This window comes from Vibrio sp. 1159, from assembly GCF_033340395.1.
GTDB classification, from domain to species: domain Bacteria; phylum Pseudomonadota; class Gammaproteobacteria; order Enterobacterales; family Vibrionaceae; genus Vibrio; species Vibrio alginolyticus.
Window position 1 is genome coordinate 1 of sequence record NZ_JAWOWL010000045.1, and the last position, 25404, is coordinate 25404.

16 protein-coding genes and 1 pseudogene are annotated in these 25404 nt (G+C 45.5%); 14 read left to right on the forward strand and 3 right to left on the reverse strand.

Annotated elements, in window-relative coordinates; all coding sequences use genetic code 11:
• Nucleotides 1-202 precede the first annotated feature (202 nt).
• The 11 genes and pseudogenes from R7127_RS23450 to tldD all read left to right on the forward strand — a co-directional run.
• Nucleotides 203-301 (forward strand): annotated as a pseudogene (locus R7127_RS23450) (MSHA biogenesis protein MshO); the annotation flags it as partial.
• On the forward strand, nt 291-725 hold the full coding sequence (locus R7127_RS23455) for a hypothetical protein (protein WP_054702507.1): 435 nt from the start codon (nt 291-293) through the stop codon (nt 723-725). The pseudogene R7127_RS23450 and the gene R7127_RS23455, both read left to right, overlap by 11 nt.
• An 8-nt stretch (nt 726-733) precedes the next feature.
• Nucleotides 734-5281, forward strand: a complete 4548-nt coding sequence (locus tag R7127_RS23460; protein ID WP_238974999.1) for a DUF6701 domain-containing protein — start codon at nt 734-736, stop codon at nt 5279-5281.
• A 151-nt stretch (nt 5282-5432) separates the two neighbouring features.
• Nucleotides 5433-6476 carry a rod shape-determining protein gene (locus tag R7127_RS23465; RefSeq protein ID WP_005381144.1) on the forward strand — a complete coding sequence of 348 codons (1044 nt, stop codon included), beginning with the start codon at nt 5433-5435 and terminating at the stop codon, nt 6474-6476.
• Nucleotides 6477-6626: 150 nt separating this feature from the next.
• Nucleotides 6627-7523, forward strand: a complete 897-nt coding sequence (gene mreC / locus R7127_RS23470; protein ID WP_005381142.1) for a rod shape-determining protein MreC — start codon at nt 6627-6629, stop codon at nt 7521-7523.
• Nucleotides 7513-8001 carry a rod shape-determining protein MreD gene (mreD, locus tag R7127_RS23475; protein WP_005381141.1) on the forward strand — a complete coding sequence of 163 codons (489 nt, stop codon included), beginning with the start codon at nt 7513-7515 and terminating at the stop codon, nt 7999-8001. The genes mreC and mreD overlap by 11 nt, the downstream gene beginning before the upstream one ends.
• 4 nt (nt 8002-8005) lie before the next feature.
• Nucleotides 8006-8575, forward strand: a complete 570-nt coding sequence (locus R7127_RS23480) for a Maf family protein (RefSeq protein WP_017821310.1) — start codon at nt 8006-8008, stop codon at nt 8573-8575.
• 18 nt (nt 8576-8593) lie between these two features.
• Nucleotides 8594-10063, forward strand: coding sequence for a ribonuclease G (rng, locus tag R7127_RS23485; RefSeq protein ID WP_005381138.1), 1470 nt, complete (start codon nt 8594-8596; stop codon nt 10061-10063).
• A gap of 12 nt (nt 10064-10075) precedes the next feature.
• Nucleotides 10076-13957, forward strand: a complete 3882-nt coding sequence (locus tag R7127_RS23490) for a YhdP family protein (protein ID WP_172563484.1) — start codon at nt 10076-10078, stop codon at nt 13955-13957.
• A gap of 33 nt (nt 13958-13990) precedes the next feature.
• Nucleotides 13991-14812: a carbon-nitrogen hydrolase family protein gene (locus R7127_RS23495; protein ID WP_172563485.1), complete on the forward strand. Its 822-nt coding sequence runs from the start codon at nt 13991-13993 to the stop codon at nt 14810-14812.
• 11 nt (nt 14813-14823) lie between these two features.
• The gene (gene tldD, locus R7127_RS23500) at nt 14824-16269 is read left to right on the forward strand and encodes a metalloprotease TldD (RefSeq protein WP_005381134.1); all 1446 of its coding nucleotides are present in this window, start codon (nt 14824-14826) and stop codon (nt 16267-16269) included.
• Between the two features lie 66 nt (nt 16270-16335).
• Here tldD and R7127_RS23505 read toward each other — a convergent pair whose 3' ends face one another.
• Nucleotides 16336-17712 carry a PhoH family protein gene (locus tag R7127_RS23505; RefSeq protein ID WP_005381133.1) on the reverse strand — a complete coding sequence of 459 codons (1377 nt, stop codon included), beginning with the start codon at nt 17710-17712 and terminating at the stop codon, nt 16336-16338.
• A 561-nt stretch (nt 17713-18273) separates the two neighbouring features.
• Here R7127_RS23505 and rapA point away from each other — a divergent pair.
• Nucleotides 18274-21183, forward strand: coding sequence for an RNA polymerase-associated protein RapA (gene rapA / locus R7127_RS23510; RefSeq protein ID WP_005388434.1), 2910 nt, complete (start codon nt 18274-18276; stop codon nt 21181-21183).
• Nucleotides 21184-21291: 108 nt separating this feature from the next.
• Here the strand turns inward: rapA and R7127_RS23515 are convergent, their stop codons facing one another.
• Nucleotides 21292-22557: an NRAMP family divalent metal transporter gene (locus R7127_RS23515; RefSeq protein ID WP_172563486.1), complete on the reverse strand. Its 1266-nt coding sequence runs from the start codon at nt 22555-22557 to the stop codon at nt 21292-21294.
• A 342-nt stretch (nt 22558-22899) separates the two neighbouring features.
• Between R7127_RS23515 and R7127_RS23520 the strand changes: the two genes are divergently transcribed.
• Together R7127_RS23520 and R7127_RS23525 are read left to right on the forward strand one after the other, a co-directional pair.
• Nucleotides 22900-23652 carry a pseudouridine synthase gene (locus R7127_RS23520; RefSeq protein WP_017821305.1) on the forward strand — a complete coding sequence of 251 codons (753 nt, stop codon included), beginning with the start codon at nt 22900-22902 and terminating at the stop codon, nt 23650-23652.
• A 103-nt stretch (nt 23653-23755) separates the two neighbouring features.
• Nucleotides 23756-24718 (forward strand): D-2-hydroxyacid dehydrogenase, encoded by a 963-nt coding sequence (locus tag R7127_RS23525; RefSeq protein WP_017636188.1) that lies wholly within the window; start codon nt 23756-23758, stop codon nt 24716-24718.
• Between the two features lie 89 nt (nt 24719-24807).
• Here R7127_RS23525 and yjgA read toward each other — a convergent pair whose 3' ends face one another.
• Nucleotides 24808-25335, reverse strand: coding sequence for a ribosome biogenesis factor YjgA (yjgA, locus tag R7127_RS23530; RefSeq protein ID WP_033907410.1), 528 nt, complete (start codon nt 25333-25335; stop codon nt 24808-24810).
• Between the last annotated feature and the right edge of the window lie 69 nt (nt 25336-25404).

A 25404-nucleotide genomic window follows, 5' to 3' on the forward strand; every position in this document is an offset into this window, starting at 1 on the left:
AAACTCAGTATATTGTATAAAAGTCGCTCAACTTTAGGAGGTTTGGTTTCTCGTCTGAATTACGCAACAAAGCCGTTGGAATGAACAAAATAAAGTGATTGAGCGGGGCAACATATCTGTTAGCAGTCATGATGATATGGTCGATGTGGAAACCATTTCAGCCAACGTTAGCTCAACTGCCTTTGAATTTCAGCTTCGTGCCCTTCAATCGGGTGGCATTGTCCATATGGACTTTGTGTTTGAACAAGATGGAGAGCGCAGTGCTTACCAACAAGACGTGCAGGTGCTGAATGTTCCGTAAAAAACAGCAACAAGGAAACGTTTTAGTCATCGTGTTGTTCGTCATCGTTGTGATGGGGTATTTAGCCGCATCGCTAATGCGTGTGACTTGGTCCTACCAAAGTGGCGTCACCCGAGAATTTTTGGGCACACAAGCTTGGTTTGTGGTCCAATCAGCGAATGAATGGGCACTCACCAAGTTATATCCACTCAACGGTTCGAGTGATAGCGTGTCGACGCTCTGTACTGACGAGGTAAGTGGTGCAACGCCTAATGTCACACAAGGGACAGGATGCACGCTTAAATCAATGAGTTGTGTATATTTAGGAACTCTGAACAAAGATACGTCTGCAGCAGAGTCATTATTTAGGGTGCAAGCTACGGCCGTTTGTGGCTCGGGCTTATCAAAAGTTCAGCGCCAGCAAGAGATTTGGGTGAGGGAGTAATAACAAGAATGAAAAAACTGATTTGCTTAGCCTTGATATGTATGATGAGTACGGCGAGCGCCTTAGCTAAAGAATATGATCTTACGCCGAAATGGAGCTGGGAAGATTGGGATTTGATCGCTACCAATAGTCCGTGTCCAAATAGTGGCTTTTATACTGACGGACTGTCTTCTTATAAATGTTCAAGTAATGTTACGTTGAATGAAGGCGACAGTATTATTGCTGGTCCCTATACGTCAACGTTATATTTAGAACGCTACTCGACGTTTAAGGGAAATAATACGATTGGTAGTGCTAGTAGGAACCTTTCTTTAGATCTGGAAAGGAACTCTTTCACTGCCAATGGACTATACGTTTATGGTCACGTAGATAACGGCAGTTATATTGAATTAAATCAATCAACGATATTAGGCTCATTAAGAAGTTCTACCAATGGAATTAAACTTACAAATGCTAACATTGGGCAGAACGTTTTAGCAAAAGCGCAAATAAGCGGCAGCGCAAGCAATATTAGCGGATATGTTGTAAGTGACAATGGCGGCGTAACATTTAGTGCCGTTAATGTTGGTTCATATATCGAGGCTAAGAATCAAATAACAATTACAGATGGAACCATAGGAGGACATATATTGTCCTCTAATGGTGGTGTGGAAATTACAACATCAGGTGCTACCAAACTAATAGATGGTTATATAAGCGCTAAAGATGCGGTTAAGGTGACCAACTATAAAGTTAACCAGTCTATCTCTGCTGGTGACTATATTGAGTTAAATAACTCAAACGTCACTGGAAGCCTGACTTCTCAAAGCAACGGAAGTTCTTCGATTGCTGTGTCCAATAACTCGTCGATTTCTGGTGATATTCTCACTAAAGGCTACGTTAGTGTTTCTCATTCAAGTGTGGATGGAAATATTGATAATACACAGGGCAGTAACCAGAGCATGGCTATCGTCAGCAGTCGAGTTGGAGGCAATATTACAGCGAAAGGCTACGTCGACATTCAGTATTCTCAAGTTTCAGGTGTTGTGTCGAGCACTAATGAAGGTGGTCAGGTTAAGAACTCAAAAGTCAAAGGTAATGTTGATGTTAAGAAATATCTTCATGTGATCGAAAGTTCCTACGTATGTGGTGTCGCTTCCAGCTCAAATGAAGGGGCAAATATTAGTAATTCATATGTTGGTGATGACGTCTCTACCAAGAAATATTTAGACGTGAATAACTCTTCTGTTTTTGGTACCACGAGTGTAAAAAATGAGGGAATGGCGTTATCGTCGGCTAAAATTCTTGCGGACGCTAAAGCGATTGGTTTCCCTACCAACAAATACGTAAGTATTGAGAGTAACTCAACGCTTTGCGGAACCGCAAACTCTTCATACTCTTACAGTGGTCAATTAGTTGGTTATTGCGGTCTAAATGATCCGTCATGTAGAGCTTCTCAAACGCTAGGTACATGTCCAGTTGATATAAGTGAGAACTCTCAATATAAAGATTTCTATGACTACTGTGGAATGACGCCACCAGGCCCTGACCCAGAGCCTATTCAATGTGAATCGTTGCCACCTGAAGATTTTGACTCAGGCTCTCTTACAAACTGGTCTGTGATGGGCTTTAAGAATAGTGCTAAACCGAGCATTACTGGTGGCAAGTTTAGGTTATCAAGCAACCAATATAATCAAGCAACAGCATCAGCCTACAACTATATCTTCCCATCTGATGATAACGTTATGCAGGTGGAGTTTAATCACTATGCTCATTCAAATACCACACGACCTGGTGCAGATGGGGTTGGTATCGTTTTTTCTGACGCAAATGTCCCACCAGCGACAGGTGCATTTGGTGGACCTTTAGGTTTTGGTGTAAAACCCGGTTTAGAAGGTTTTGCCGGCGGTTGGTTAGCATTTGGTATCGATGAGTATGGTAACTTCTCGAATGAAGGCAGTTATTATGAGAATGACTATGGCCGTCCAGGTCGTAGCCAACAATCTATTGCTATTCGCGGAGCAGGTTATAAGAAGACAATCCAGTACAACGGTCAGTCCAAAGAAGGTTGGTTTGGGGGCTATAAATTTATTAAAAATAATACAGATGTTGGTGCACTTGATGTATTCGGAACTTATTACAATGGTCGAGGTGAAGATGAGGTCCACCGTTACAGAATGACTGTAGACTCTCGCAAAACCGTTAAAAACCGAGCGAGCGGAGTTTGGGTTTCTATTGAGCGTCAAATTGATGGTGGTCGCTGGGAAACGTTAATCAAATCATTCAATGTTATGAATGGTTATGGACAGTCTATTGCTCCAGAAAACTTCCGTATTTCTGTAACTGCATCGACGGGGTCATATACCAATATCCACGAAATTGATGATTTCCAAGTTTGTGCAGATAAATACAAGAAGTTAACGGATGGTATCCATCACTTTGAATTTGACTATTCAGGATCCGGTAGTACGTGCCAGCCTTCGAAAGTCACGCTAAAAGCATGTATGAATGAAAGGTGTACTCAAACCTATCCAGAAGATGCAGCCGCAAGCGAAGGCGAGTTAGAACCATTGACAGTTACTTTACTGCCATCATCCACCAATAGCGTCGCTAACTGGGTAAATGGAGAGCAAGAAAAGCTCACGGACATTACTTTCAACAATTCAGTTGATCTTCTATTACAGGGGTATAAAGCCGGTACGGTTACGATGGGAGTCGCGAATAGTTCGGTACCTCAGTTTGGTTTTGAAGGAGCGCGTTGTCGCATCAATAACGGTGATGAATTGTCCGTCGAGAACTGTAATGTGTTGTTTTCTCAAAACGTACTCGGAGTAAACATAGGGGATGTGGTTTCGGCTAGACAATCTGCCGGTGCAGATCATCTTTCATTCTGCTCATCACATGTAAAAGCTGGGGGCGAAAGCCGAGATGTTACTATGAAAGTGACTCACGAGATTGCACCCGTCGATAAAACGAAATCTGTTGAGGTATGGTACAAAAAAGCGGGTGACAGCAATGCTAAATGGAGTGGTCATACCGTATTGCAACCTCAAGTTGCTAAGTCTTTGTCCGATGTCTACTTTGATTCAAATGGTAAAGCTTACCTCAAAGTTAATTATAAAGAGGTTGGTAAAATCCGTATCGATGCGAAAGTTAACGACGTGAAGGATTCGGCGGGCTTTGCATCATTTGTGAGTTTCCCTGAGAAGTTAAGTCTGAACGTAAGTGGTAATGGTGCGTGTTTACCTGATTGCAAAAGCTATATTCCAGCAGGACAAGAGTTCACAATGCAGGTAACAGCATATCAATCAGACGGAGAAGTTGCCCGAAATTACCAAGAGTCGCATATTAGTATTGATCATGTAGTGACTTATCCAGACCCGACAACGAGTGTGAACAAGGGTAATGTTGTGAATGGCTCGTTACTAACAGAAAAGCTACCAGAAGACGCTAAGTGGGTTAGTGGTTCCGTGTCTTTCAAGCAGTCTGTTGATGAAGTAGGCTCATTCGAGTTTACCGCTACTGCCCCTGTTGGTGGTGAAGGGGAAGCATTCTCTACCTATCTGGGAAGCAGCACGTATAAGATTGCCGATGCAACGCTCAATGTTGGACGTTTCTACCCTAGTAAATTCAATGTTTACAGTAGCGATCAAACAACTTCGTACAACAACATATGGGATTACCCAAATGGCCAAGCATTTGCTTATATGGGACAGCCTTTTGGGTTAAAACAGTTCTACGTTGAAGCATTGTCGAAAGGAGACGGTGCCTTACATAATTACGCGTATTTTGATGCACGACACCAAGCTAAATTTAACTTGTACGAAGATAACTATGCCAATGTTAATAGGTTCAGTGCGCCGGGCACGTACACTGGTAACTGGTTGAACGGTAGTAAAGGTCCCTATGTTTCAGGGCAAAGTGTCGGGAAATATAGCGCGAGTGGACTGGTGTGGAATAAAGTAGTCACTAAACCTGACGGCCCATTAAATTACTTAGAGAATTCTTCAGATACGTCTATTTCTATTGATCTTTCCTCATCATCAGTAGATAAGGTTGGTGTGACTATTGGTACCAAGGAGCTATTTGTCCAGCCGGATTTACGCTTTGGCCGAGTTAATTTGGCTGATGTCGGCGGTAAGCAAGGTGATAACAACAAACCCGATTCACTTAAATTGCAGGTACCTCTAACAGTGGAATATTGGAAAGATGGTCGATTCGTGACAAACATTTCTGATAGTCAAACTACTATTTATGGTGTGAGAGAGAAATTCGAGCATAAATGGAAAGGTAATGAGCCTGACTCTAAGTATGTAGATGTGAGCTTGAACGGTGGAGGTGTCGTTACCAAAGGTACTTCAAGAAGCATTGTCGCGGTCGAAAGCGAATCAAACCGTCAGCAAACGGAATTGTGGCTAGATCTTACCGCGGGATCTAATCATCTCCCATGGCTCAAGTACAACTGGGACAATAAGAAAGCTGGTGAAGAAAACCCATCCTCCGTCGTCACCTTCGGTATTCACCGTGGTAATGACCGTGTGATTTACCGTGGTGAGCCAGGGTTAACCGGACAGTAACAACTTAGGTTTTTGCCCTTAAGTTAGGAAACTGCAAGAAATTGAGGCTTTCTGCTCATGTTTGTGTACCAATACCTTGCTGTGACAGCGAGGCATTGGTACATTTAGAGCAATTTTTGTCTTCTATATTTTTGCAGGATGAGCGAAGAGTATGTTTAAGAAACTTCGTGGCATGTTTTCTAACGATCTATCTATCGATTTAGGTACAGCCAACACTCTAATTTACGTAAAAGGGCAAGGAATTGTCCTTGATGAACCTTCTGTAGTTGCTATTCGTCAAGATCGTGTAGGTTCTGCAAAAAGCGTTGCTGCAGTCGGTCACGCAGCAAAACAGATGCTTGGTCGTACACCTGGCAACATTTCCGCTATTCGCCCAATGAAAGACGGCGTAATCGCTGACTTCTACGTAACCGAAAAAATGCTTCAGCACTTTATCAAGCAAGTGCACGATAACAGCATCCTAAAGCCAAGCCCACGTGTTCTTGTTTGTGTTCCTTGTGGTTCTACCCAAGTTGAGCGTCGCGCAATTCGTGAATCAGCACTTGGTGCTGGTGCGCGTGAAGTTTACCTAATCGACGAGCCAATGGCGGCGGCAATTGGTGCTGGCCTTCGTGTATCTGAGCCGACAGGTTCAATGGTGGTCGATATCGGTGGTGGTACAACTGAAGTTGCCGTTATCTCTCTAAACGGTGTGGTTTACTCATCGTCTGTACGTATCGGTGGTGACCGCTTTGATGAAGCTGTGATCAACTACGTACGTCGTAACTACGGCAGCTTGATTGGTGAAGCAACGGCTGAAAAGATCAAACACGAAATCGGTTCTGCTTACCCAGGTGATGAAGTTCAAGAGATTGAAGTTCGCGGTCGTAACCTTGCAGAGGGTGTGCCACGAAGCTTTAGCTTGAACTCAAACGAGATCCTAGAAGCGCTTCAAGAGCCGCTATCTGGCATCGTATCAGCAGTCATGGTTGCACTAGAACAGTGTCCACCAGAGCTTGCTTCAGACATTTCTGAAAACGGTATGGTACTAACAGGTGGTGGTGCACTACTTAAAGACCTAGACCGTCTACTGATGGAAGAAACTGGTATTCCTGTTGTTATCGCGGAAGATCCACTAACGTGTGTTGCGCGTGGTGGCGGTAAAGCTCTAGAAATGATCGACATGCACGGTGGCGATCTGTTCTCTGAAGAATAAAGGTTTAGGTGAAGCTCATGTCGGGCTTCACCTTCATTTCTGCTCTCTCTGTAATTCAAACATGCTCCATACCTAAAAGTATTTAGTTAAGTATTTTTAGGTTGCCAAGTAAGGCTCAATAATCATGGAAGCAATCAGGTCAAAAACAAGATGAAACCGATTTTCGGCAGAGGTCCGTCTCTGCAATTACGTCTGTTTTTTGCTGTCATCGTGTCGGCGAGCTTAATGCTGGCCGATAGTCGTCTAGATACGTTTTCCAACGTTCGATACCTACTAAACAGTATGGTTGCACCGATTCAGTACGCAGCGAATTTGCCTCGTAGTATGTTCGATGGCGTATTTGAACGTTTTAATTCTCATCAGGCATTGGTTGAAGGCAATCGCAGCTTAAAGCGAGAAGTGCTACGCCTGAAAAGCGAGCTTATCTTGCTCGACCAATATAAAGAAGAAAACCAACGCTTACGTAAGTTGTTAGGATCTTCATTTGTCCGTGATGAAAAGAAAGTCGTGACAGAAGTAATGGCGGTGGATACTTCACCTTATCGTCATCAAGTGGTGATCGATAAAGGCCGTATTGATGGTGTTTACGTTGGTCAGCCTGTTATCAACGAGAAAGGCATCGTCGGTCAGGTTACGTTTGTCGCAGCGCACAACGCACGTGTTCTGCTGCTAACGGACGCGAAAAATGCAATTCCTGTCCAGGTGATCCGCAATGATATCCGAGTGATCGCATCGGGCAATGGTGAAATGGATGAAATCCAACTGGAGCACATTCCAACCAGCACAGATATTCAGGTTGGTGATTTATTGGTGACATCCGGTTTAGGTGGCATTTACCCTGAGGGATATCCAGTCGCGACGGTTACCAATGTGGATCACGATACGCGTCAAGAGTTCGCCTCAATCAAGGCTGAGCCGGTTGTGGAGTTTGATCGCTTACGCTACCTACTGCTGATTTGGCCGAATGAAGACCGTCAACACAAAGTACTGCGGTCCAATGTAGATGAAGGGTTAGAGCAAGAACAAGAGGTAACCGATGGCCAATAATGTATTGAGTAGCCGAATGGTGATTGGCGTCAGTTTCTTCGTTGCGCTGGTACTGCAAACCATTCCATGGCCAGGTGTGTTAGATGTGTTACGCCCTTCATGGTTGTTCCTTGTTACGTGTTATTGGGTGTTGGCACTACCGCACCGAGTGAACGTCGGAACTGCGCTAGTGTTGGGCTTATTATGGGACATTTTGATCGGCTCAACGCTTGGAATTCGTGGCATGATGATGTCGATCGTTATCTACCTCGTGGCGCTGAATTTCCTGTTGATTCGCAACATGGCTTTGTGGCAACAGTCGATTTTAATTGCCTTTTTTACTGCGTTATTGGAAGTTCTGATATTCTGTGGGGAATATTTGAACCAAGACGTAGTATTTAATCCATTATCTCTGTGGACGGCGGCAATAAACTGTATACTTTGGCCATGGATGTTTTTATTAATGCGACGAGTTCGTCGTGCATGGCACGTAAGGTAAAGCGGTGAAGAAAAGCTTATCTCTCGTTCTCGCATCGGGTTCTCCGAGAAGAAAAGAGCTGCTTGCTCAACTGGGTTATGATTTTGAGATCGTATTGCCTGATGTTGAGGAAGCCAAACAGGCTCATGAGCAAGCACGAGATTACGTGTTGCGTCTTTCTTTGGAAAAAGCTCAGGCAGGCTTAGCGTTGGCTAAGCCTGATTCCGTTGTATTGGGCTCTGATACGGTCGTAGTATGCGATGACCGTGTGCTAGAAAAACCAAAAAGTTTTGAAGATTCAAAGCGTATGCTTACTGACTTATCGGGTCGTCGTCATCAAGTGATGACTGCGGTGAGCGTTGTATCATCGGAACAACAACATTCAGTGGTCGTTACCACTGACGTGTGGTTCAAACCACTGACTCACGAAGAAATCGAACAATATTGGCAGTCAGGAGAGCCATGCGATAAAGCTGGAAGTTATGGTATTCAGGGACTCGGAGGGCGATTTGTCACCCGAATCGAAGGCAGTTATCACGCTGTAGTAGGCTTACCTTTGTTCGAAACCGATCAGCTAATTCAAGAATTTTTATAATTGTTTTGAGGTGTGCACATGAGTGCAGAATTGCTGCTTAACGTGACCCCGAGTGAAACTCGTGTGGCCATGATTGAAGGTGGAGTACTACAAGAAATACATATCGAGCGCGAATCGCGTCGCGGTATTGTGGGCAATATATACAAAGGCAAAGTAAGCCGAGTGTTACCAGGTATGCAGGCGGCTTTCGTCGACATTGGTTTAGATAAAGCGGCATTTTTACATGCGTCAGATATTGTTCCTCATACCGAATGTGTGGCAGAAAACGAAAAACAGCAGTTTCAAGTCCGTGATATCTCTGAGCTGGTACGCCAGGGACAAGACATTGTTGTGCAAGTGGTCAAAGATCCGCTCGGCACAAAAGGTGCGCGTTTAACGACGGATATCACCTTACCTTCGCGTTATCTTGTTTTTATGCCGGGGGCCAGCCATGTTGGTGTTTCGCAGCGTATTGAAAGTGAAAAAGAGCGCGAGCGTTTGAAAAAGGTGGTGAACCATTACTGCGATGAGCACGGTGGTTTTATCATTCGTACCGCGGCAGAAGGCGCTGATGAAAAAGAGCTATCTCAAGATGCGGCATTTCTAAAGCGTTTGTGGCTAAAAGTCATGGAGCGTCGCTCAAAATACAAAACGCGTTCAACACTTTACGGTGAACTCGGCTTAGCTCAACGCATTCTGCGTGACTTTGTTGGCACAGAGCTCGATAAGATCATGGTCGACTCCCGCCTTGAATATGAAAACCTGAAAGAATTCACTTCTGAGTATGTACCGGAGTTAACAGATAAGCTTGAGCTTTACGAAGGTGACAAGCCAATCTTTGACATGTACGACACTGAAAACGAAATTCAGCGTTCTTTAGAGCGCAAGGTCGAGCTAAAATCGGGCGGCTATTTGATCATCGATCAAACCGAAGCCATGACCACCATCGATATCAACACGGGTGCATTTGTTGGTCGTCGTAATCTCGAAGAGACTATCTTCAATACCAATATAGAGGCAACGCAAGCTATTGCGCGTCAGCTACGTTTACGTAACCTTGGCGGTATCATCATTATTGATTTTATCGATATGGCATCCGAAGAGCATCGTCAGCGAGTACTTACCTCACTGGAAACGGCGCTGGCGAAAGACCGAGTAAAAACCAACATCAACGGCTTTACCCAGCTTGGCTTAGTTGAAATGACGCGTAAGCGTACGCGAGAAAGTATTGAACATATCTTGTGTTCTGGCTGTCCTACTTGTGAAGGCCGTGGCAGCGTGAAAACGGTCGAAACCGTATGCTTTGAGATATTACGAGAGATTACTCGTGTGAACCGTGCTTACGACGCCGATAATTTTGTCGTGTACGCATCGCCGTTTGTTGCTGAAGCGCTATTGGGCGATGAGTCTCATGCGTTGGCAGAGCTCGAAGTATTTATTGGCAAGCAAGTGCGAGTTCAGGCTGAACCCCTGTACATTCAGGAACAGTTTGACGTCGTAATGATGTAATTTGGAACATTTGTGAATTCTGGTGTTAACCGTTTTGGGCGTTTTTGTGCGTGGAGTTTAGTTACTGTATTGGTGTTATTAGCCATATTAGTAACCACGCTTCGCGTCACACTGCCGCAACTTAACCATTTCCAAGATGAGATCAAAACCTGGGTCAAACAAGGCACAGGTTTTGACGTTTCTATTGCCAATGTCGCAGGGACGTGGCGCAATAATCATCCCTCAATTGCGTTACTGGGTTTAGAGGCAAATCTACCAAACGTGCAAGATGCACGCTTCGCTGTTGAAGAAGTCCAAATTGAGTTCGACCTTATTCAATCTCTTTTTCAACTTAAACCTGTAGTGGCAGACCTTACCATTCATAACCTCGCTTTAGACATTCACACGGTAGACATTCTGCCGACTTCTCATCGTCAAGATCCGAAGCCTGAAGTGGATAAGAGCGAAGTGAAACTCATTGACCAACTCGACTCACTTCTTTTACGTCAGTTCGAAGACTTCACTATTAGCGATTCACGGATTTGGTATAAGTCGGTGTCTGGTGAAACTCGCCGTTTAGATATTGAGCAGCTTCGTTGGAGCAATCAAGGGAAACGTCACGTAGCCGAAGGCACGGTTAGCATTGCCGATGTTCGCCTGAACTCATTGTTAGTAAGCGCTAACTTTAAAGATCATGGCTCGTTGCGCGATGTATCTGGTGAGTTTTACGTGAGTGCTCAAGATGTCTCGGTCACACCTTGGCTGACCACTTACATGCAAGAAGAGTCAGGAGCAGAGTCGGGTAAAGTCAGCTTAAATACTTGGCTAACGCTCAAACATAGCCAACCGCATGATGCTTATGTTGAATTGCTGCCTTCCGAGTTGGTGTGGAATGAAGATGGACATCATGAGTTGTTTATTGAGTCTGGAATTTTCAATCTTCGACCAGATAAACAAGGCTGGAAAGTAAATGGCCACTCACTTCAGATCAGAACCGATAATACCCCTTGGCCAGAGCTAGACGTCGCGTTTGATTGGCAACCAAACGGCTGGATGCTTAATCTCTCTCAACTCGACATTGAAGCACTCATTCCGCTCATTAAGCTGGCTCCAGAGTCAGAGTCGACCAGTGACCTTATTAACAAACTAGCACCGAAAGGTCGGGTCGAAGATGTCCGATTGTCAATGAACGGTGGTTTAGACACCTTACGCTACTCGGCTGAACTGGATGAACTCGCGATGACACAATGGGAGCTCCTACCCGGGTTTCATCACGTACAGGGCAGCGTATCGGGGGATGTGAATCAAGCTAAAGCAAAAGTCACCGTCATTGATGATGTCTTTCCGTACGGCGATGTATTCCAAGCTCCGCTGAATATCAAACAAGGTGAAGTCGATATTATCTGGCAGCAAGATGATGCGGGCTGGCGTTTGTGGTCGGATAAAGTGACGGCAGCAACGCCTGATCTTCAAGTTTTGGGGGCATTTCGTCTTGATTTTCCAAAAGAACAAAGCCCATTTTTATCGTTCTATGCCGAAGCGGATCTCTACAACGCGGGTGAAACATGGCGCTATCTACCGACTCTGGCACTTGGACAAGACTTGACCGACTATCTTTCGACCGCGATTCAGGGCGGAAAAGTGAATACAGCGAAATTGTTGTGGTATGGCGAGTTAGGTGATTTTCCTTACAAAGAACATAATGGCATGTTCCAAGCTTGGGTTGGATTAAAAGACGCGAAATTTAGCTTTGATACGGCATGGCCAACCATCACGGATTTGCAGCTAGACTTGCTGTTTGAAAATGATGCCATGTATTTGGATTCAAAATCAGCCACACTAAATGGCGTTCATGCTAAGCGTATCACTGGGCGAATCCCTGAGTTGGCAGAAGGTGGACACATCGAGATTGAAGCGAAAGCAAGCGCGCCGGGTAATGAAGTCCGTGACTACATGATGGCGACGCCATTAGTGGATTCAGTCGGTGCCGCATTGACAGCGCTGCAAGTGAGTGGTCCCGTTTACTCTGAGTTTCAACTCAATATACCGTTTGATTTTGAGAAAGAGTCTCGCGCTTGGGGTTATGCAGATTTAACAGAAAATCGTGTTGATATTGAAGCGCCGCCAATGACGCTTGAAAACGCCACAGGGCGTATCACCTTCGACAATGATGTGGTTACCACATCGGGTTTGTCGGCCGAATTATTACAACAGCCTATCTCTCTTGATTTCCATGGAGAGAGTGCGGAGCAAGGCTACAACGTGACAATTAATACATTAGGAGATTGGGATGTCGAGCCTCTCAAACCCTATGTCGGTGAGCGTTGGTTAAACCTTGTTTCGGGCCATGCGCCGTGGCAAATGGACATTGACTTGCAACTCAATGATGTTGGTTTCACTTATCAGCTTGAAGTGCTGGCGCAGCTAAATCGTCTGGCTAGTCAATATCCTTATCCTTTAGCTAAACAAATTGGCGAGTCTGGACAAGCGAAACTGCAAGCATCCGGCAACCAAGAGAGTATTTCAGCAAGACTACAGATCCCAAATGTGAAGTATCAAACTGAGATAGATATCGCTGGCGATGTCCCGGTTCTGACTGCGACTCATTTAATGGTTGGCAAAGGTGGCTTCCGGATTAGTCCTATTGTCGGGCACGATGCTTCGGTGCGTGTCGAAGAACTGAATTTAGACCAATGGGCGGAGCTTGCGCAGGTCTCTGAGAGCAAGCCTTCATCGTCTGTTTTGGCAAGCATGAAAACGCCGACCATTCCATTGCCGACACGCATTGAAGTTGAAACGCCAAACTTACAGCTCGGTGGGATTGAGTTTCATGATGTGGATTTTTCAGCAAGCAAGAAAAATTTGAGTTGGCAACTCGATGTGGACAGTCAAGAGGTTAAAGGGAAAGCTAACTATCTGAAACCCTATGATCTATCGGTCTCTCTAGAGCACTTGCATCTGTACATCCCAGGGTTTGAAGAGATGACCAAAGAGCGCAGTTCAATCTTTGCGAGTGAAGATCAAAACGCACCTTTGATTACCAATTTTGACCGCAAGTTTCACGCAGAGATGCCAAACTTAACTTTGAACATCGATGATTTTTGGCTGCAAGGTTACAAAGTGGGCAAAGTTAATGTTGATTTGCAGCGTCGCGAGAACCGCTTGGAGTGGAAAAATATCACCTTTAGTAGCGGCAAAAACCGCATTGATATGAGTGGTTGGTGGGACCTGACGAAAGAGAGTAGTCATTCCAACTTAACCATGAAAATGAAAGGTGATAACAACACCGATCTTATGGAGCGCTTTGGTATTACATCAGGCATTCAACAAGCACCATTTGAGATCAATGCCAATATGGAATGGGACGGCGCACCTTGGTCAATGAAGACACAAACCTTGCAAGGAAACGTCTCAACGGAATTTGGTAAAGGCGTGATCAGTGAAGTTAGTGGTGCGGCACGCTTGTTAGGCTTGTTTAGCTTGGATTCTATCATCCGTAAGATGCAGCTCGACTTTACCGACGTATTCGATAAAGGCATGGCATTCAACTCGATCACGGGAACGGGCAAAATCCAAGACGGTGTGTTTATCACCAATGATATCGTAATGGATGCGTTAGCAGGGGAAATGCAAATCCGCGGCATCGCTAATATGAACAGCAGAATGGTTGATGCGGAAGTGAAATTCACACCAGACATCACATCAGGCCTACCAATGCTGACCGCGTTTGCCGTTGCGCCTCAAACTGCTTTGTATGTCTTGGCCATCTCTACGGTGATATCTCCGGTGGTTGAGGTCTTCACTCAAGTCAATTATGAAGTGAAAGGCCCACTAGATTCACCAACGGTGAAAGAAATTTCGCGAAGTAAAGGTGAATACAAGCTGCCAGAAAAACTGCGTGAACAGGCCAAATAACTCACCGAATATAATGGAATAGGGAGGAAACACATGGAACGTGTTGGCATTATTCAAATGACTTCGGGTCCGGATATTAACGTGAATTTGGACTTCATTGAAAAACAGTGTGCTTTAGCGAGCAAGCAAGGTGCCAAACTTGTTCTTACTCCTGAAAATACAGTGCTATTTTCCAGTCGCGAAGCTTATCATCAACATGCAGAGCCACTTGGCAGTGGCATGATTCAACAGCGGCTCTGTGAAATCGCAAGAAAGGACCAGTTAACACTGATTGTCGGAAGCATGCCCATTCAAACCGCAAAAGGTGTCACGACCACAACACTGGTATTACCGCCGCACGGTAAATGCATTGCTCACTATGACAAACTGCATATGTTTGATGTCGACGTAGCCGATGGTTATGGTAGTTATCGTGAGTCGGATACGTTTATGGCGGGTAATCAAATAGTCGTTGCGGAAACTGATATCGGCAGTGTTGGATTGAGTATTTGTTATGATTTACGTTTCCCAGAACTTTATAAAGTATTGCGTCAAGAAGGGGCGGATATCATTGTGGTGCCCGCTGCGTTTACCGCTGTGACGGGGCAAGCTCACTGGGAAGTATTATTGCGAGCTAGAGCGATTGAGACACAATGTTGGATTTTGGCAAGCGGACAAACTGGAACGCATCCATGTGGACGAAAAACATGGGGACACTCAATGGTCGTTGACCCTTGGGGACGTATCCATAAACAGCTTCAGGATGAAGTAGGTTTATTGGTGACTGAGATAGATTTGTCACAAAGCCAACAAGTAAGGCAGAATATGCCGCTGACTCAACACAGTCGCTTTCAAAATGAATTGAGACGGAAATAAAAGAGCTAACTATGAGCACAAACCAAATAGAACAGGCACTCCTTGCCCCAAATGGTCTGACAGAACAAGACATTGCTGACACGCTTGCCAGCATTGCGACGCGCCAGATCGATTATGCGGACATTTACTTTCAGTCCAGCTGGCATGAGTCTCTGGTTCTAGAAGACAGCATCATCAAAGATGGCTCTTTTAACATTGATTGTGGTGTTGGTGTCCGTGCAGTAACTGGCGAGAAAACCGGCTTTGCCTACTCTGATCAAATCCAGCCTGAAGGCCTGAAGCAGAGTGCAATGGCGGCGCGCGGTATTGCTCAGCAAGGGCAGAATGGTAAAGTCCAAGCGTTTAAACGCACCGAAAACCAAGCGTACTACGCCGCTGTGAATCCACTAGCTGAATGGGAAAAGCAGCAAAAAACAGAATTGCTCAAATCTCTAGATGCTTACATCCGCACTAAAGAACCATTGATTAAAGAAGTTTCGATCAGCATCAGCGGTGTGCACGAGCAGATGCTTGTTGCGGCAACAGACGGTACTTATGCAGGCGATATTCGTCCTTTGGTGCGTTTGTCTATTAGCGTGCTCGCACAAAAAGGTGAACGACGTGAACGCGGTAGCGCGGGGGGCGGCGGCCGTTTCGGTTACGATTTCTTTTTAACGGAAAGCAATGGTGTGAAACAAGCTTTTCATTACGCAGACGAAGCGATTCGCATGGCGTTAATCAACCTTGAAGCAGAAGCAGCACCAGCTGGCATGATGCCAGTGGTATTGGGTTCTGGCTGGCCTGGCGTGTTGCTACACGAAGCGGTAGGTCATGGCCTAGAAGGTGATTTTAACCGGAAGGAATCTTCGGTTTTCTCTGGCAAAATGGGTCAACAAGTGACGTCTTCGCTGTGTACCATCGTCGATGATGGCACGTTAAAAGACCTTCGTGGTTCACTGAATGTGGATGATGAAGGGGTAAACGGCCAGTACAACACGCTTATCGAAAATGGTGTGCTGAAAGGTTACATGCAAGACAAGCTAAACGCGCGGTTAATGGGTGTGAACCCAACAGGTAACGGTCGTCGTGAGTCTTATGCACATTTACCAATGCCGCGTATGACCAACACCTACATGCTACCAGGTGAACATACGCCAGAAGAAATAATCTCGACGGTCGAGAAAGGGTTGTATGCGCCAAACTTTGGTGGCGGTCAGGTGGACATTACTTCGGGTAAGTTTGTGTTCTCTGCATCCGAAGCATACTTGATTGAAAACGGTAAAATTACGCGCCCTGTTAAAGGTGCGACGTTGATTGGATCAGGTATCGAAGCAATGCAGCAAGTCTCTATGGTCGGTAACGACCTAAGTATCGACAAGGGCGTTGGCGTATGTGGTAAAGCAGGTCAAAGTGTGCCAGTTGGGGTTGGTCAGCCGACCTTGAAACTGGACTCACTGACAGTAGGTGGCACTGAGTAACTCAGTTGAATCGTTATAAAAAGAGCGCTCATTAGAGCGCTCTTTTACTTTGTGAGTCGGTGTCAATTACAGGTTTTCTTCAGCAAATTCCGCCAAGCGGCTACGAACCACGCCGTTGAGGTGAATATTCGCGCTGCCTTCAAAGTTCTTGAAGCGTTCAACCATGTAGGTCAAACCAGAGGTCACTGGGGTGAGGTAATGGGAGTCAATCTGCGCCAAGTTACCGGAGCAGACGATTTTGGTTCCTTCACCACAGCGGGTAATGATGGTTTTGATTTGTGATGCAGTGAGGTTTTGACACTCATCAAGCAGTACAAACGCATTTTGAATTGAACGGCCACGCATAAAGTTGATCGATTTAAATTGAATGTTGGCTTTATCGCAGATGTACTTCAATGAGCCTTCAGTGCAGTGATCGTGTTTATGTAGCGCTTCCAAGGTATCGGTCACCGCCGCTAACCACGGCATCATTTTCTCCTCTTCGGAGCCGGGTAAGAAGCCGATGGATTCACCGATATCTGGCGTGTTACGTGTTACGATAATTTTATCGAACATGCTTTTTTCAATGGTTTGCTCCAATGCTGCTGCCATTGCCAGTAATGTCTTACCACTACCCGCCGCACCCGTTAGAATCACCAAGTCAATTTCTGGATCGAGTAAGGCATCTAACGCCATTCCCTGGTAGATATTTTTAGGTGTGATGTCCCAAGCCTTACGATGCATTAGACGTTCGCGGCTCAGGTCGAGAAGCGTTAGCTTGTCTTCATTGATGGTTTCTACGCGACCAGCAAAGTCACTGTCTTCATCAATAACGTATTGGTTGATAAAGGTTGGGTCGAAGGGTTCGCGACTGAGTTTGTGGTAAGTTTTTCCGCCCAGTGCATAGCTTTCTACTTCCTCAATACCGCTCCAGAAATCACCTTCACGCAATTGAAAGCCTTTGGTTAGGTATTGAATGTCGTCAATCAGTTGGTCGGTTCTATAGTCCTCAACAAAGCGTACACCAGCCCCTTTGGCTCGCAGACGCATGTTGATGTCTTTCGTGATCAGTACCACTTCACGTGGTGCACGTTTATTTTGCAGATAAAGCACCGCGTTGAGAATACGGTTGTCACCGGCTTTGTCGGCGAAGGCTTTGACGGTTTCCTGCAGTTCAAAATCCGCCAAAATGGAAATAGTACCTTGGTCGGGGTTGTCTTTAGAAACAGGAATGCCTTCAGAGATTTCATCTGGCGTTGCTTCTTTAAACAAATCTTCCAAGGTGCGAATAGCCACGCGCGCATCTCTTGCAACGTCGCGCTTACTGTCTTTGATTCGGTCGAGTTCTTCCAACACGGTCATGGGGATAACGACATCGTGTTCTTGGAAAGAGAAGATGGCAAAGGGTTCATGAAGAAGAATGTTGGTATCGAGTACAAACAGTTTCCGATCGGTATCGCCCATAGCGTCTCCTTGCCGTAGTACGGCTCTGCATGCGAGTTGTTAGGTCGTTTCCAAATAGGTGTGAAGTGACCTAACTCTGATTGCTTGCAATAGAGGTTGTCGGGCTGATGTCGGCTAGTGTGCAACCGAGTAGCAAGACAACTTACTGCAAACCCGTGTTGATCCTAATCGTGTACTAACGCGCTTAAATCATATGCAATGGTTTTAAACGCCCCTCATTAGAAGTATACGTAATATTTACGTTCTACAACTTAATAATTGGCATGAGTATTTTACAATTTGATTGCATTTAGAGTTTGGGAAAAAAAGTTTCTGCTTGGTGCGGTTTCGGCGTGACCTAAATCACAGCTTCAAGTAAGATTAGCGACCTTTTTCTGCGTATAGGCTACGTCCGATTTATCATGTTGAGCTGGCTTAAAAAATACTCAGTTCATACTGGAATGACGAATGCTATCGGCATAGCAGAAGCCAGAATCAGATCTAAACTATTATCCATGCCCACGGGCATGAGTAGACCAACAAGAAATACGAATCAAGAACTAATAACGAGGTAGTCAATTCATGACATTTGCTTTGGGGCAGCGCTGGATTAGCGATACGGAAAGCGATTTAGGTTTAGGTACCGTTGTAGCAATGGATGCTCGTACTGTGACATTGATGTTTGCAGCGTCAGAGGAAAACCGAGTTTACGCACGTAATGATGCACCTGTTACCCGAGTCACCTTTAATGTTGGGGATGTCATCGATTGCCAAGAAGGTTGGTCTCTAAAAGTAGAAGAAGTACTGGAAGATGAAGGTCTTTACACCTATTTCGGTACTCGTGAAGACACGCAAGAAACCGCTGTTGTTCTGCGTGAGATTTTTCTTAGCAACCAAATTCGTTTTAACAAACCTCAAGATAAGTTGTACGCCGGTCAAATCGACCGTATGGACAACTTTGTTCTGCGTTACCGTGCGCTAACCAACCAGTTTGAGCAGCATAAGAGCCCAATGCGTGGCCTATGTGGTATGCGTGCAGGTTTGATCCCTCATCAGCTTTACATCGCGCACGAAGTTGGCCGTCGTCACGCGCCACGCGTCTTGTTGGCGGATGAGGTAGGTTTGGGTAAAACCATTGAAGCGGGTATGATCATTCACCAACAAGTTCTGTCTGGTCGTGCCGAACGCATTTTGATTGTGGTGCCTGAAACACTGCAGCATCAATGGCTGGTTGAGATGATGCGTCGTTTCAATCTGCATTTCTCTATCTTTGACGAAGAGCGCTGTATCGAAGCTTTTGCGGATGCAGAAAACCCATTTGATACTCAGCAATATGTGCTGTGTTCTTTGGATTTCCTACGCAAGAGCCGCAAGCGTTTTGAACAAGCACTGGAAGGTGAATGGGACCTACTGGTTGTCGATGAAGCGCATCACCTTGAATGGAGCCAAGATAAACCGAGCCGTGAATACCAAGTGGTAGAAGGCTTGGCTGAACGTACTCCAGGTGTGTTGCTACTGACTGCAACGCCAGAGCAGCTTGGTCGTGAGAGTCACTTTGCTCGTCTGCGTTTGTTGGATCCAGACCGCTTCTATGATTACGAAGCATTCGTTGAGGAAGAAGAGCAATACGCGCCCGTAGCAGATGCGATTACTTCACTCTTTTCCGGTGAAAAGCTACCTAATGAAGCAAAAAACCAGATCACTGAGTTGTTGTCTGAACAAGACGTAGAACCACTTTTCCGCATTATCGAAAGTGAAGCGGACGAAGAAGCTAAAGCGTCGGCACGCCAAGAGCTGATCGATAACTTGATGGATCGTCATGGTACAGGGCGTGTTCTGTTCCGTAACACGCGCGCGGCCATCAAAGGCTTCCCTACGCGTAACGTGCATCTGATGCCAATGGATATTCCACCGCAATACACTACATCAATGCGTGTTGCTGGGATGATTGGCGGTAAGATGAGTTCTGAAGCACGTGCGATGAAGAACCTTTACCCGGAAGAAATTTTCCAAGAATTTGAAGGCGATGACGCGAGCTGGTGGCAGTTTGACTCGCGTGTGAATTGGTTGCTTGAAAAAGTAAAAGAGAAGCGTAGCGAGAAAATCCTCGTGATTGCTTCTCGTGCGAGTACCGCACTGCAATTGGAGCAAGCACTGCGTGAGCGTGAAGGTATCCGCGCCACCGTTTTCCACGAAGGTATGTCGATTCTTGAACGTGACAAAGCGGCGGCTTACTTTGCGCAAGAAGAAGGTGGAGCACAAGTTCTTATCTGTAGCGAAATCGGCTCTGAAGGTCGTAACTTCCAGTTTGCCAACCAACTTGTCATGTTCGACTTGCCATTCAACCCAGACTTGCTTGAGCAACGTATTGGTCGTTTGGACCGTATCGGTCAAAATCGCGATATCGACATTCATGTTCCTTACCTGAAAGGCACATCGCAAGCGATCTTAGCACGTTGGTTCGATGAAGGCCTGAACGCTTTTGCGGAAACCTGCCCAACAGGCCGTGCTGTTTACGATAAGTACTCCGATGATCTGATTGAAATTCTTGCCTCTGGTGATACCAGCACGCTAGATGAGATCATTGAAGCGTCAGCAAAAATGAATAAAGAGCTGAAATCCCAATTGGAGCAAGGCCGTGATCGCCTATTAGAAATGCATTCAAATGGCGGGGAAAAAGCACAACAAATCGTTGAGAAAATTGAATCAACCGACGGCGATACCAATCTGGTCACCTTCGCACTTTCTCTTTTTGACACGATTGGCTTGAATCAAGACGATAAAGGTGAAAACGCCCTGATTGTGACCCCATCTGAGCACATGATGGTGCCAAGCTACCCAGGTCTGCCATACGAAGGAGCGACGATCACGTTTGATCGTGATACAGCGTTATCTCGTGAAGATATGCACTTTATCAGTTGGGAACACCCAATGATCCAGGGTGGTATCGATCTTCTTATGAGTGAAGGGGTGGGGACGTCTGCGGTATCTCTATTGAAAAACAAAGCGTTACCAGTCGGGACTATTCTTCTTGAGTTGATTTACGCGGTAGATGCGCAAGCGCCAAAACGCAGTGGTATCGCGCGCTTCTTACCGAAAACGCCAATCCGTTTAATGATGGACTCGCGTGGTAATGATTTGTCTGCTCAAGTGGAGTTTGAAAGCTTTAACCGCCAGCTCAGCCCTGTAAACCGTCACTTAGGTAGCAAGTTGGTTACGTCGGTACAGAAAGACGTACACCGCTTAATTGAAGCTGGTGATGTTCTTATTGAAGAGAAGGTCGAAGAAGTACGCAAGCAAGCTCATCAAGATATGCAGCACAGTTTGAATGCAGAGCTTGAGCGTTTGCAAGCACTGAAAGCGGTGAACCCAAATATTCGTGACGAAGAAATTGAAGCTATCGACGCACAAATTAAAGAGCTCACTGGTTACATCAACCAAGCTCAGGTTCAGCTCGACTCGCTGCGTTTGATTGTGGTGAGCCACAACTAAGTAAGTATTTATTGCTCATTAAAAAAGGTCTTCAGTTGAAGACCTTTTTCTTTATTTACGGTTTAGTTTCTTTATGCGGAATGCATTAATCACTGATAGCTATCTCATTTACATCAACCACTTCCACCAAATAAACACAGCCAAGAAGCCAAACAAGTAAATCAGGCCTGCAATCGACAACCACTTTAGTTTAGGTCCAACAGCCAAAGGCTCAGGTAACTTGGTTTTGCTCACTAATGTGTAATTTAGCAGAGCAAAGAATGGCGTGGTCATAAAGGCGAGGATCATCGCAAAGTTCAGCATAGGCAATAACGCAGAAGCCCAGAAAACCACAATACCCAATGCAAGTAAGGAGACTACCAGCATGATCGCTGAAGTGGTTTTAGGGTTAGTGTCTGGTTGTGAGCGCAGTAGGCGTTGAGAATCCGAAATAACGCGAGAATAGCCATCAATAACGGTAATCGTGCTGCCAAAGATACAGAAAAACGCAATTACCGCGATCAAGTAACGAGACCATTCGCCAATCGTTGCCGCATATAAGCCAACCAATTGGTGGGAGAAGCCAACACCAGAGCTTTCAAGCGCAACGCCAGATCCATAAAGCATCAAAGAGCCTAGCGATACAAAGATAATGGCAAGAAACGCCGTGCCAATATAACCGACATTAAAGTCAAATAGAGCAGAGCGGTATGTTACTTCTTGCTGGCTTGATTGGCGTTTTAGCCATGCTGAGGTTAAACAGGAGATCTCTATCGGTGCAGGCATCCACCCCATTGTCACAACGATAAAACCAATAGCCGCAATAGACCAAGGTGACGGTGGCTCGAAGTTGGCCACTTGTTCAACAGGGTTACCAAAGGCGATAGAAACAGCGAGTAAAGTCGCGATGGTTAACACCGACATGATCACTTTAGATAGCGTATCGAGCGCTTTGTAATGGCCAGCAAATAATATGAGCAGGCAGGTAACAATCACAATGATACTGAGTGATGCCATTGATAGTGAAAACGGAATGAAGTAGCCCAGCAAGCTAGCGCTAAACATCAACAAAGCGGCGGTATTGATGACGGCCGATACCACGCTCAGAAATAGAAATAGCCATAGATAAGGCCGGCCTAATTTCGCGTAGCCCTCAACCAAGGTGAGCCCTGTCCCCATGGTGTACTGTACGCCTGCTCGGAAAAAAGGGTATTTAAACAGGTTTACGAGCAGAATCAGTGCAGCCAATTGCCAACCATAAATCGCACCAGCCTTGGTTGATGCCACGAGGTGAGAGCCACCGACCGCAGCAGATGCCATTAATATGCCGGGGCCTAGCGAACGAAAAAATAAGGAAAGTTTGGATTGGGGTTTATCTATAACGGCGGAGTCCATTGCTTATTGTCCTTTTTATCTTATGTATCTTTCTAAAGAGATACATACCGCAGTACATGACAAGCTGAGCGATCGCCCTATACTGCGCAACGGTAATGTCTTTTAAATGCTGTGTTTTGGTGTATTTATTTTAAGTATTCTTTGCGAATATCATGCTGTGTGCATCTAGCACTCTATTCAGTTATGCGTCTTGTTGTCAAACTAAATTTACAACGTGCTATTTTTAGTTTTTATGCTAAAGGATTGACTTTGTTTTATTAGGTTGAACTTTTCTTCAGAATCCTGCATCTGGGTGCTATTTGGGTATATAATCGCGGCGTTTTTATTTTGTAGAGATCTCCCATGGCAATGCTTGAATATACCCCTCCCACCGACCCTTGGGTCGATATCGTTTTTGAGGATGACGACATTCTGGCAGTGAATAAGCCATCAGGGCTGCTGTCTGTCCCTGGTCGCCTTGCAGAGCATTACGACAGCATGTGGAGCCGCCTCAAAGAGTTGCATCCAGAAATTCAAGTTGTGCATCGCTTGGATATGTCGACATCAGGGTTGATGTTGCTGGCGAAAAACAAACCCGCGGAGCGAGCATTAAAAAAGCAGTTCCAATATCGCCTCACTCACAAGGTGTATTACGCACGTGTTTGGGGGCATGTTGAGCCGCAAGAAGGGAATATTGATCTTCCATTAATTTGTGATTGGCCAAATCGTCCACGACAAAAAGTATGTTTTGACGACGGCAAACCATCTCAAACTTTATTCCAAGTAGTGAAGCGTGAAGTGCACCCTGATGGCACCCATACGACCGTTGTGCGACTACTGCCCATTACTGGTCGATCGCATCAGTTACGCGTGCATTTGATGGCGATTGGTCATGCGATTATTGGTGATGAGTTTTATGCAACTGAAGAGGCGTATCAGTTTTCAGAGCGTTTAGAGTTGCACGCTGCGGAGTTAAGTTTTTATCACCCAGTCACAGAACAGTTGAGCAGTATTTTTGTACCCTGTGACTTTTCTCCTGAAGCCGAGGCGATGATCTTTAACTATTTTTCGCCAGAGCGTACATTGCCTGATTATAAAACGTTGCCACACCCTTAATGCCAATTGCACTCAACAGCGGTTCTTTCTAGTTCGCTATTTTTGGCTATTTCGTTACTGTGGTTGATGTATCCTGTCTTTCAGCCGTGAACAAGGAGTTGTTATGTCTTTGCCAAGCATCGTATTTTTAGACCGAGCGACCATCCCAGAACATATTGAGGTCCCACGACCTGGCTTTCCGCACCACTGGCGTGAGTACGACCTAACTGCGCCTGAGCAGGTAATAGAAAGGTTAGCAGATGCCGATATCGTGATTAGCAATAAAGTCCTGCTTGACCAACATGTATTAGAGCAACTACCAAAATTACGGATGATCGCGGTTGCCGCAACTGGTTTTAACAACGTCGATGTGAACTACTGTGCTAATCATGATATTGCGGTTGCTAATGTACGTGGTTACGCGACGCGTTCGGTGCCCGAGCATGTGATGTCAATGTTATTCGCTTTAAGACGGAATTTATTTGGGTACCACCAAGATATTGCCGCAGGTGAGTGGCAGCGTAACCAGCAGTTTTGTTTTTTTACGCACCCAATCGGGGATATTGGTGGTAGCACGTTAGGTGTTGTTGGTAGCGGGGCACTAGGGCAAGCGACGGCGAATCTGGCTCAAGCGTTAGGAATGACCGTGTTGTTTTCTGAGCGTAAAGGGGCGGCAGAATGTCGGCCTGGTTATGTGCCGTTTGAGGAAGTATTAAAACGCTCCGATGCGCTGACCTTGCATTGCCCGCTCAACGATCATACTCAGAATTTAATTGGTCAAGCAGAGTTGCAACAAATGAAGTCCAACTCCATTTTGATTAATACAGGGCGTGGAGGTTTGGTGGATGAGAGCGCACTGGTGGATGCCTTAAAACAGCAAGAAATTGCAGCGGCTGGTTTTGATGTTTTTACACAAGAACCGGCTGATGAGAGCAATCCGCTGATTGCCAATATGAGTTTACCTAATTTGTTACTGACACCGCATGTTGCATGGGGCAGCGACTCATCTATTCAACGTTTAGCGGAAATCTTGATTGAGAACATTAACGCTTTCGAGCGCGGAGACCGCGTTAATCGCTTAGTGTAACGCTGACTGTAAAACCAAAGATAAAAAAAGCAGACATTGACGTCTGCTTTTTGCGTTTAAATCGAATGCTCATTGCGTGAGCCCTCGAATTAAAACTCTTCTTCGTTTAGACCTTTAAGGAGCTGAAAGATTTCGCGGTACGCTTTTGCTGGTTTCCCAGATTTTTTCTCTTTCGCTGCTTGGCGAGCAAGTTGGCGTAGACGCTGACGATCCGCTTCTGGGTACATTTCCATTACGTCATCAATGGCTTTGTCACCTTCTTCCACTACGCGATCACGCAACGCTTCAAGTTTGTGGAATACCGCCGTTAATTGAGAGTGCTTATTACGAATTTTATCCAGTGCGGCTTGGATTGGCTCTGGATCTTCGTAACGCATCAATTTACCAATACGTTGTAATTGGCGACGACGCGCTTCATTTTTAAAACGTTGCGCGTCAGCAATTGCTTCTCGCAAATCTTCACTCAATGGAAACTTTTCTAGAACTGAAGGTTTGAGGCCGACAAGCTCCTCACCTAGCTTTTGCAGTTCTTCCATGTCTCGCTTCATCTCGGATTTACTTACCCAGATGATCTCTTCTTCTGGTTCCCATGGCGCTTTTTGATTCTTACGTGCCATTTCAGTTGCCTGTGTTTTGATTAATATTATGACTATTTTAACAAGAATCATGGGGAGAAAGCGAAATTC

Coding starts and splice junctions, on each gene's coding strand:
- rng (WP_005381138.1), top strand. CDS start 8,594: ATGAGTGCAGAATTGCTGCTTAACGTGACCCCGAGTGAAACTCGTGTG.
- R7127_RS23520 (WP_017821305.1), top strand. CDS start 22,900: ATGGCAATGCTTGAATATACCCCTCCCACCGACCCTTGGGTCGATATC.
- R7127_RS23515 (WP_172563486.1), bottom strand. CDS start 22,557: ATGGACTCCGCCGTTATAGATAAACCCCAATCCAAACTTTCCTTATTT.
- R7127_RS23455 (WP_054702507.1), top strand. CDS start 291: ATGTTCCGTAAAAAACAGCAACAAGGAAACGTTTTAGTCATCGTGTTG.
- rapA (WP_005388434.1), top strand. CDS start 18,274: ATGACATTTGCTTTGGGGCAGCGCTGGATTAGCGATACGGAAAGCGAT.
- R7127_RS23465 (WP_005381144.1), top strand. CDS start 5,433: ATGTTTAAGAAACTTCGTGGCATGTTTTCTAACGATCTATCTATCGAT.
- tldD (WP_005381134.1), top strand. CDS start 14,824: ATGAGCACAAACCAAATAGAACAGGCACTCCTTGCCCCAAATGGTCTG.
- R7127_RS23460 (WP_238974999.1), top strand. CDS start 734: ATGAAAAAACTGATTTGCTTAGCCTTGATATGTATGATGAGTACGGCG.
- yjgA (WP_033907410.1), bottom strand. CDS start 25,335: ATGGCACGTAAGAATCAAAAAGCGCCATGGGAACCAGAAGAAGAGATC.
- R7127_RS23495 (WP_172563485.1), top strand. CDS start 13,991: ATGGAACGTGTTGGCATTATTCAAATGACTTCGGGTCCGGATATTAAC.
- mreD (WP_005381141.1), top strand. CDS start 7,513: ATGGCCAATAATGTATTGAGTAGCCGAATGGTGATTGGCGTCAGTTTC.
- mreC (WP_005381142.1), top strand. CDS start 6,627: ATGAAACCGATTTTCGGCAGAGGTCCGTCTCTGCAATTACGTCTGTTT.
- R7127_RS23505 (WP_005381133.1), bottom strand. CDS start 17,712: ATGGGCGATACCGATCGGAAACTGTTTGTACTCGATACCAACATTCTT.
- R7127_RS23525 (WP_017636188.1), top strand. CDS start 23,756: ATGTCTTTGCCAAGCATCGTATTTTTAGACCGAGCGACCATCCCAGAA.